At 72.0% G+C, this 7,525-nt stretch carries 4 protein-coding genes; all 4 read left to right on the top strand.

Translation table 11 applies throughout. From position 1 onward, the window contains the following. The first annotated feature begins 720 nt into the window (after positions 1-720). The 4 genes from ACFV57_RS31885 (at position 721) to ACFV57_RS31870 (ending at position 7,504) form a co-directional block, all read left to right on the top strand. Positions 721-1,854, top strand: coding sequence for a sensor histidine kinase (locus ACFV57_RS31885; protein ID WP_385239332.1), 1,134 nt, complete (start codon positions 721-723; stop codon positions 1,852-1,854). Beyond that, a complete protein-coding gene (locus tag ACFV57_RS31880) occupies positions 1,851-2,459 on the top strand; it encodes a response regulator transcription factor (protein ID WP_385239330.1) in 609 nt (202 codons plus the stop codon). Before ACFV57_RS31885 ends, ACFV57_RS31880 begins: the two co-directional genes overlap by 4 nt. 533 nt (positions 2,460-2,992) lie before the next feature. Continuing rightward, entirely contained in the window at positions 2,993-3,871 is an 879-nt protein-coding gene (locus ACFV57_RS31875) for a transcriptional regulator (protein WP_385239328.1), read from the top strand. A 585-nt stretch (positions 3,872-4,456) separates the two neighbouring features. Beyond that, entirely contained in the window at positions 4,457-7,504 is a 3,048-nt protein-coding gene (locus ACFV57_RS31870) for a non-ribosomal peptide synthetase (RefSeq protein WP_385239326.1), read from the top strand. Positions 7,505-7,525 lie beyond the last annotated feature (21 nt).

Genomic DNA, 7,525 nt, shown 5'->3' with positions numbered 1-7,525 from the left:
AGAGGGGGATTCCCGGGCGGTTCCCCGTGGGCTGTGGGGGTCAGGAACTAGGAGTTCCGCCAAGTTTCTACCGGCACACCCGCTGTTTGGGCCACCGTGACCAGGGAAGGCGTTCGTGGTCCGGCGCCGGGGTGCCCCGGCCGCCCGGCCGGCCCTCAAGGCCCCTGCGTCACACACCTCTTGCGCGTCGGCCGCCGGTCCGGTGGGTGTTCAGCTGACGCGGTGCCGCACCTGAACGCCGACGCCGTCGCGGGCCGCCCGCGGTCTGTACTCCTGACGATCACCCCGCTAAACGATCTTCCACCCATGACAAAAGTCATGATCGAGCGATGGGGGATATCACTGTCAGGGCCGGGTCGGCTCGGCCATCATGGCCACCGTGAACGGAGAACTCCCTGGTCCGGCAAGTGGCCGCGGCAGCCGGCTCCCCCACAGCCGTACGGGGGTGCACGGCGTCCGCGATGCCGAGCGGATTGCCAGACAGGCGGTCGTACGGGTAAAGGAGCGGCCCGCCCCGCCCGGGGCCGCGACGCCCGCCGGCCGGGCGCGGCGCCCGCTGTCACGCCTCACGCCGTACGTGCACGCCAACACCCCGCGCAGGTGGCCGCGGTTCGGGGCCGGTCGCCACCCCTTGATCACGGACGGGTCGCAGGCAGTGGATACCGTGGAGGGACGGCGCGGCGGCAGCCGCACACCCGATGGCAAGGACGGTAGCGTGCTGTGACCCACGAAAGCATGAGGCCGCCGGGCGACTGGTCGGCCGTCACCCCGGAGCGCTGGTCGCGGGGGTGGCGGCGCTTGGTGCTGGCCGCCGGAATGCTCGTCTTCCCCTTGGTGACGGCGGCGGGAATCCCAGAGTACTCACACGGCGCGGACGCCGTCGCCGGATACCTGATCGTCGCCGGGTTCTGCTGTTGCTGCGCGCTCGCCGGCGCCTCGGCCGCGCGGCTCGCCTGGCTCCCGTTCTGGCTGATGCTCGGCGCCATGGGCGCGCTGTTCCTCGCGGCCCTGCCGTTCGCCCGGACCGACGCCTTCTTCCTGTGCGCGGTCATCGTCTCGATGGCGGCGGTCTTCGTACGGCGCTATGTGGCGCTGACCGTGGCGGCCTGCGCGCTCGCCAGCCTCGTCGTCCCGTGCCTGGTGCACTCGTGGCACGACGGGCCCGGCTGGGGCCAGGCCCTGGCGATCGTCTTCACCTCCCTGACCGTGTACGCCTTCTCCGAGATCGCCCGCGCCAACCGCTCCCTGGTCGAGGCGCGGGCCGAGGTGGCGCGGCTGGCGTCGGAGGCCGAGCGCGCCCGGATCGCCCGGGACCTGCACGACCTGCTCGGCCATTCGCTCACCGCCATCACGGTCAAGAGCGCGCTCGCGCGCCGGCTCGCCGCGGGCGAGGGCTCCCGTGCGCTTCCCGAGATCACCGAGGTGGAGACGCTGACCCGGCAGGCGCTCGCCGACGTGCGGGCCGCGGTCTCCGGCTACCGGGAGGTCACGCTCGTCAACGAGCTGGCCCGCGGCCGGGAGTTGCTGCGGGCCTCGGGCGTCACCGCCGACCTGCCCACGGCGACCGACCTGGTGGACGCCTCCCACCAGGAACTGTTCGGCTGGGTGGTACGCGAAGGCCTGACCAACGTGGCGCGCCATGCCCGCGCCAGCCGGTGCACGGTCACGCTCTCGGCCCTGGAAGTGGAAGTCCGCGACGACGGTGTGGGCAGCTCCGCCCCGTACGGCAACGGTCTGTCCGGCCTGCGGGAGCGGGTCGCGGCGGCGGGCGGCCGGGTGGAGGCCGGGCCGGTGAGCCCGCGGGGCTGGCGGCTGCGGGTGTCGCTCGAAGAAACGGTGGCCGCTCTGCCATGACGATCCGTCTGCTGCTCGCCGATGACCAGGCACTGATCCGCCAGGCGCTGTGCGCCCTGTTGGGGCTGGAGGAGGACTTCGACGTCGTGGCCTCCGTCGGCCGGGGCGACGAGATCGTCGACGCGGCCCGTACGGCCCGGCCGGACGTGGCGCTGCTCGACATCGAGATGCCCGGGCTCGACGGGCTGGCCGCGGCGGCGGTACTTGCCAAACAAGTACCGGACTGCCGCGTGGTCATCCTCACCACGTTCGGACGCGCGGGCTATCTGCGCCGGGCCATGGAGGCCGGCGCCGTCGGCTTCGTGGTCAAGGACGCCCCCGTCGAGGTGCTCGCGGACGCCATCCGCCGGGTGACGCAGGGCGAGCGCGTCGTGGACCCGGCGCTGGCCGTGGCGACGCTGGCGGCGGGCGAGTCGCCGCTCACCGCCAGAGAGCGCGACGTGCTGATCGCCGCGCGCTCCGGCGCCACGGTGGCCGAGATCGCGGCCAACCTCTACCTGTCCGAAGGGACCGTCCGTAATTACCTGTCGGCGGCCACCACCAAAACCCAGACCCGCAATCGGATGGAGGCGCTTCGCGTAGCGGACGAGCGTGGCTGGCTGTAGCGCACGACGAATGCCTGGGCCAACGTGTCCGGGCAGCGAGGGGAAGGAGGGGCGAGGTCATGTAGGCAGCCGCACCTTTCCTGCGGATACGTGCCCTCGCCGGGCCGTGCACGTCACGGGCCCGTACGGTCGCGAAATCCGCGCTGCCTTGAAAGGGTTAATCGACAGGCCCGGCCCGGTGGTTGGCATCGGGCAAAGAGTCCGTGAAAACCGGCGCACACCAGGATCGGGGCCACGACAAAGGAAGTGCGCACCGGTAACATCGGTGCAGCTTACAAACAAGAGGTTCGATTACCACCTGCGCAATAATCGTTCCTGCTGACTCACTCTCGGGGGAGATGACTTCGGTCTTGAATGCGTCTTTACAGCATCTCAGTGCGCACCCACTTGAATCCGGACAAGAGGGAGAAGTCGTCAGTTTCGCCAGAGCGGCGGTTTCGGCCGGAAATCACCAACGCCCGGTTGCGTCCGTTCCGCTCACCTCACTCCTGCCCGGCGACTCCCCGCGCCTGAACGGGGAGGACGCCGAACACGTGGCCCGGCTCGCGGAGCTGGACACGCCACTGCCGCCACTGCTCGTCGACGCCCGCACCATGCGAGTGATCGACGGAATGCACCGTCTGCTGGCCGCCGCGGTACGCGGCCAGGAGGTCATCGACGTCGAGTTCTTCGACGGCACCGGCGAAGAGGCGTTTCTGCGGGCCGTGCAGGCGAACGTCAGACATGGGCTTCCGCTGTCCCAGGAAGACCGCCGGTCCGCGGTCGAGCGCATCATCCGGTCCCATCCGCAGATGTCCGACCGGGCGATCGCCCACGCGTCTGGGCTCAACGCGAAGTCGGTGGCCGTCCTGCGGCGGAAGCTGGCCGGCGCGGCGCCGCAGCCGAAGGCACGTATCGGCAGGGACGGCAGGGTTCACCCCCTGAGCAACGTGGAGGGCCGCGAGCGGGCCGCCGCGCTCATCGCCGAGAACCCGCAGGCGTCCCTGCGCGAGGTGGCCCGGCTCGCGGGCATCTCCCCGGCGACGGTCAGCGACGTGCGCAAGCGGCTCGCCTCCGGTGAACTGCCCGTACCCGCGCGGAAGGCGGACACCTCCGACACGGGCAACAACCAGGAAAGACCGGCCCCGTCCGCCCTGGACGCCCTGCTGGACATCGGGAAACCCGACGGCCAGGACGCCCGGGCGGAGCTGTCCGACCCACGGGCCCGCCTGGAGAAGCTGCTGCGGGACCCCTCCCTGCGGCTCAAGGAGGACGGCCGGCAGCTGCTGCGCCTGCTGTCCCGTACGGCCGACGCGAAACCGGGAATGCACAAACTCGCCGCGGCGGTACCGTCGCACTGCACGGAAACGGTGGCCGTCCTGGCGAAGGAATACGCCACGATGTGGCTGGAATTCGCGCAGGGCCTGATCTGAGCGGAAAAGCGCGCGACCGCCGGACCTCGGCACACCGCCGACAACGGCACATCGAAGCGCAGCGGAACGGCGCCACCCGCCGGGGAAAACCCGGCGGCACATCGGTCGCGGTTTTCACGGCGGACGGATTCCACGGCTCCCCCTCTTCGCGGGGGACCGGCGTCCGCCGTGAAGCCCGCGACTTCCCGTTCGCGGACAACGCGGACCGCGTTGCTGAGCATGCGCAAACCGGCCTCCGGCACCTCGGTCGGTCCCTTGCCATTACCTTGCCCACCATGATGGGCTGCCGCCCGACGGAACGACAGTGAGATCATCCATCGTTCGTCCATGACATTTGTCATCGATGAAAGATGAGAGATTCGAACCCGCGTCCGATCATGGGGATCACGCCGCACGTCCAGATGCCGACACCGGCTTACCGACCCATGGACGGCGCGCCGCCCCGGCAGCCGGGGCATTTCGCGCCGGGAAATCATTCAACTGCCGCCGCACCGGCGGACAGTACTCGTTTCGGCGATCGTTGACAGAGTTCACCGCCGTGTGGAGTATCCACTGCGCACATCACGTCCGGAAAGGCGGGCAGCAATGCCGGAGGTCAATCAGAACGACGCGGCGCGGCCGGCGGAACCACACGGTTTCCAGCGGCCGATATCCCCGATCGAGTGGTGGTTCGCCGGTCATCCGGACGCGCAGTCGGCCACCATCCAGTTCCTGGTCGAGGGCGTCGGACAGCTCGACCCGACGGAGCTGGCCGCCGCGGTGGAGACGGCCTCCGCCGCCTGCCCCGGCGCCCGGCTGGTCCGCGAAGGACAGACGTGGACCGACTCCGGCGTCCCTGCGGCCGTACGGGTCGTCCAGGCCCCCGGGACGGACCCCGCCGACGTCCTGCGCCTGCCGGAGCTGCAGACTCCCCTCGCCGGACCGCAGGCGCCCACCTGCGAAGTCGTCCTCGTCCAGGGCCCGGTCACCACCGTCTCCTTCCGGGCCGACCACGCGGTCATGGACGCCCGGGGCCTGCTGACCTGGGCCCTGGAGGTCTTCCGGGCACTGCGCGGCGAGGCGCCCGTCGGCGCGCCGGACCCGCTCAGCGGCGCGGACGTGCTGGCCGGCCTGTCCGGCGTCGAGGAACTGTCCCTGCCCGCCTACAACCGGACCCCGGTGCTCGGCCCGCTCGACACGGCCGACCGCGCGCGCTCGGTGTCCGGGCGGCGCAGCGTCCAGGGCACCCACCCGGGCCTGGTCGCCAAGCTGGCCACCGCCGTCGTGGCGGCCGCCGGGCCGGAGACCGGGGCGTTCTTCGTCCCGGTGGACCTGCGCCATCTGAAGCCCGAGGCACGGACCACCGCGAACATGTCCCACGGCGTGCACCTGGAGGTCAAGGCCGGCGAGGGCTGGGAGGAGGTGCACGAGCGGCTGCTGCGCGCGATCGCCGACGGGGAGCCCACCCGTAAGGCACCCCCCGCCGACCTGCTCACCCGTACCCTCGCCGAGCTGAACGACGCCGTCACCGCCCTGGACGACAAGACCCGGCGCGAGGGCCTCTTCCCGACCAACGCCGTGCTGGCCCACGCCGGCCGGGTCTCCCTGGCCGACCTGCACACCCCCCGGTTCACCGCGCACACCGCGTACGTACTGTCCCGGCCGATCCCGGCCGGTGCGCCCGACGTGTCCGTCCTGGAGGTGGACGGCCGTACCGAGATGACGCTCTCCTGGTGGGACGCGCCGGAGACCGCCGGGCGGATCGACGCGCTGCTGGACCGGCTGGCGGAGGAGCTGTCGCCGGCCGAGCACCGGCAGTGGCCCGGCAACGACACCGCCCGTCCGCTGCCGAGCCGGGCGAGCGTGGTGGAGATGTTCACCCGCCAGGTGGCCGCCACGCCCGGCGCGGTCGCGCTGGACGGCCCCGAAGGCGAGGTCAGCTACGCGGAGTTCGCCGAGCGGACCGCCGCGGTCGCGGCGCGGCTGCGGGCCCGCGGCGCCGGGCGGGAGACGGTGGTCGGCGTGCTCGCCGAGCGCTCGGTCTCCGCGATGGTCGCGATCTGGGGCGTCCTGCGCGCAGGCGCGGCCTACCTGCCGCTGGACGCGCATCTGCCCGACGCCCGGATACGCGACGTGCTCAGCGATGTCGGCGCGCCGCTGTGCCTCGTGCAGCGCCCGCACGACGAGCGGGACTGCCTGCCGCGGGAGTGCGCGCCCCTGGTGATCGAGGCACTGGAGGAAGAGGCGGCGGAAGCGGACGTCCCGCCGCTCACGGACGTGGAGATACGTCCGGACGACCTGGCGTACGTGATCTACACATCCGGTTCGACCGGCCGGCCCAAGGGCGTACAGATCGAGCACGGCGGGCTCACCAACTACGTGCAGTGGGCCGTCCGCGACTTCCGCGTCGACGCCGCCTCCCGGGTGCCGCTGCTGTCCCCGCTGTCCTTCGACGTGTCCGGCAACACGATCCTGCTGCCCCTGCTGGTCGGCGGTACGGCCGTGCTGCGCCCCGGTGCCGTCAGCCACACCCTGCTGCGCGAGTTCCTCGTCCACTGCAGGGCCGACGCCCTGTTCCTGACGCCGTCCCACCTGGACCTGATCAACCGGCTCGACCTGGCACCGGAGGGCTTCCGCTCGGTGGTGGTGATCGGCGAGCAGCTGCGCCGCTCGGTCGCCCAGCGCTCCCAGGAGGTCTTCGGCCCGGACTGCGCGATCATCAACAGCTACGGCCCGACCGAGGCCACCGTCGTCCTCACCCAGCACGTCTACGACCCGGCCACCGACACCGGCCCCGCGGTGCCCGTCGGCGCGCCCACGGACAACAGCACGGTGTACGTACTCGACGCCCAGCACCGCTTCGCCCCCGTGGGCGAGCCGGGCGAGATGTACCTGGGCGGCGTACAGCTGGCGCGCGGCTACCGGGGCCGCCCCGACCTCGACCGGGAGCGGTTCGTGCGGCTCGCCGACGGCTCCCGCGTCTACCGCACCGGCGACATCGCCCGGGCGCTGCCCGACGGCGAGATCGAGTTCATCGGGCGCGACGACGACCAGGTCAAGGTGCTCGGGCACCGGATCGAGCCGGCCGAGATCGCGCAGGCCCTGGAGTCCCATCCGGCGGTCGAGGCCGCGGTGGTGGTGCCGCGCTCGCGCCCGGGTCAGGAGCACAAGGCGCTGTGCGCGTACGTGATCGCCCCCGGGGCGACCGTCGCGGAACTGACCGGGCACGTGGGGCGGCTGCTGCCGGCGTACATGGTGCCGTCGGCGACGGAGCTGGTGGAGACCATTCCGTACACCATCAACGGGAAGGTGGACCTGCGCGCCCTGCCGGACCCGTTCCGGCGCGGCCGGCGGACCGTGGACGTCTCCGGCCGGGACGCGTGCACCGCCTCGGTCGCCGGGATCTGGTCCCGGACCCTGGGCCTGCCCTCGGACGAGATCGCCGGCACCACCGACTTCTACCAGCTGGGCGGCAGTTCGGTGCTGTTGCTGTCGATGCTGGCCGCGGTGTCCGCCGAGGTGGTCGGCGCCGACGGCGAGGAGCGGTTCATGGGCTCGCTCGGCGAGATCATCCGGGAACCCACCCTGGACAAGGTCACCGAACTGGCGCGCCGTACCCGCGAGCCCGCCGCGGACGCGCCCCGGCCGGTCTGACGGGTCCGTTCGCGGAGCCCG

The sequence above is a fragment of the Streptomyces sp. NPDC059788 genome (assembly GCF_042732265.1).
Lineage (GTDB): Bacteria > Actinomycetota > Actinomycetes > Streptomycetales > Streptomycetaceae > Streptomyces.
This window is presented reverse-complemented; position numbering and strand designations above follow the sequence as displayed.

Bases quoted from the DNA above. Each gene is read 5' to 3' on its own strand.
- ACFV57_RS31880 (WP_385239330.1), top strand. From the start codon at position 1,851: ATGACGATCCGTCTGCTGCTCGCCGATGACCAGGCACTGATCCGCCAG.
- ACFV57_RS31870 (WP_385239326.1), top strand. From the start codon at position 4,457: ATGCCGGAGGTCAATCAGAACGACGCGGCGCGGCCGGCGGAACCACAC.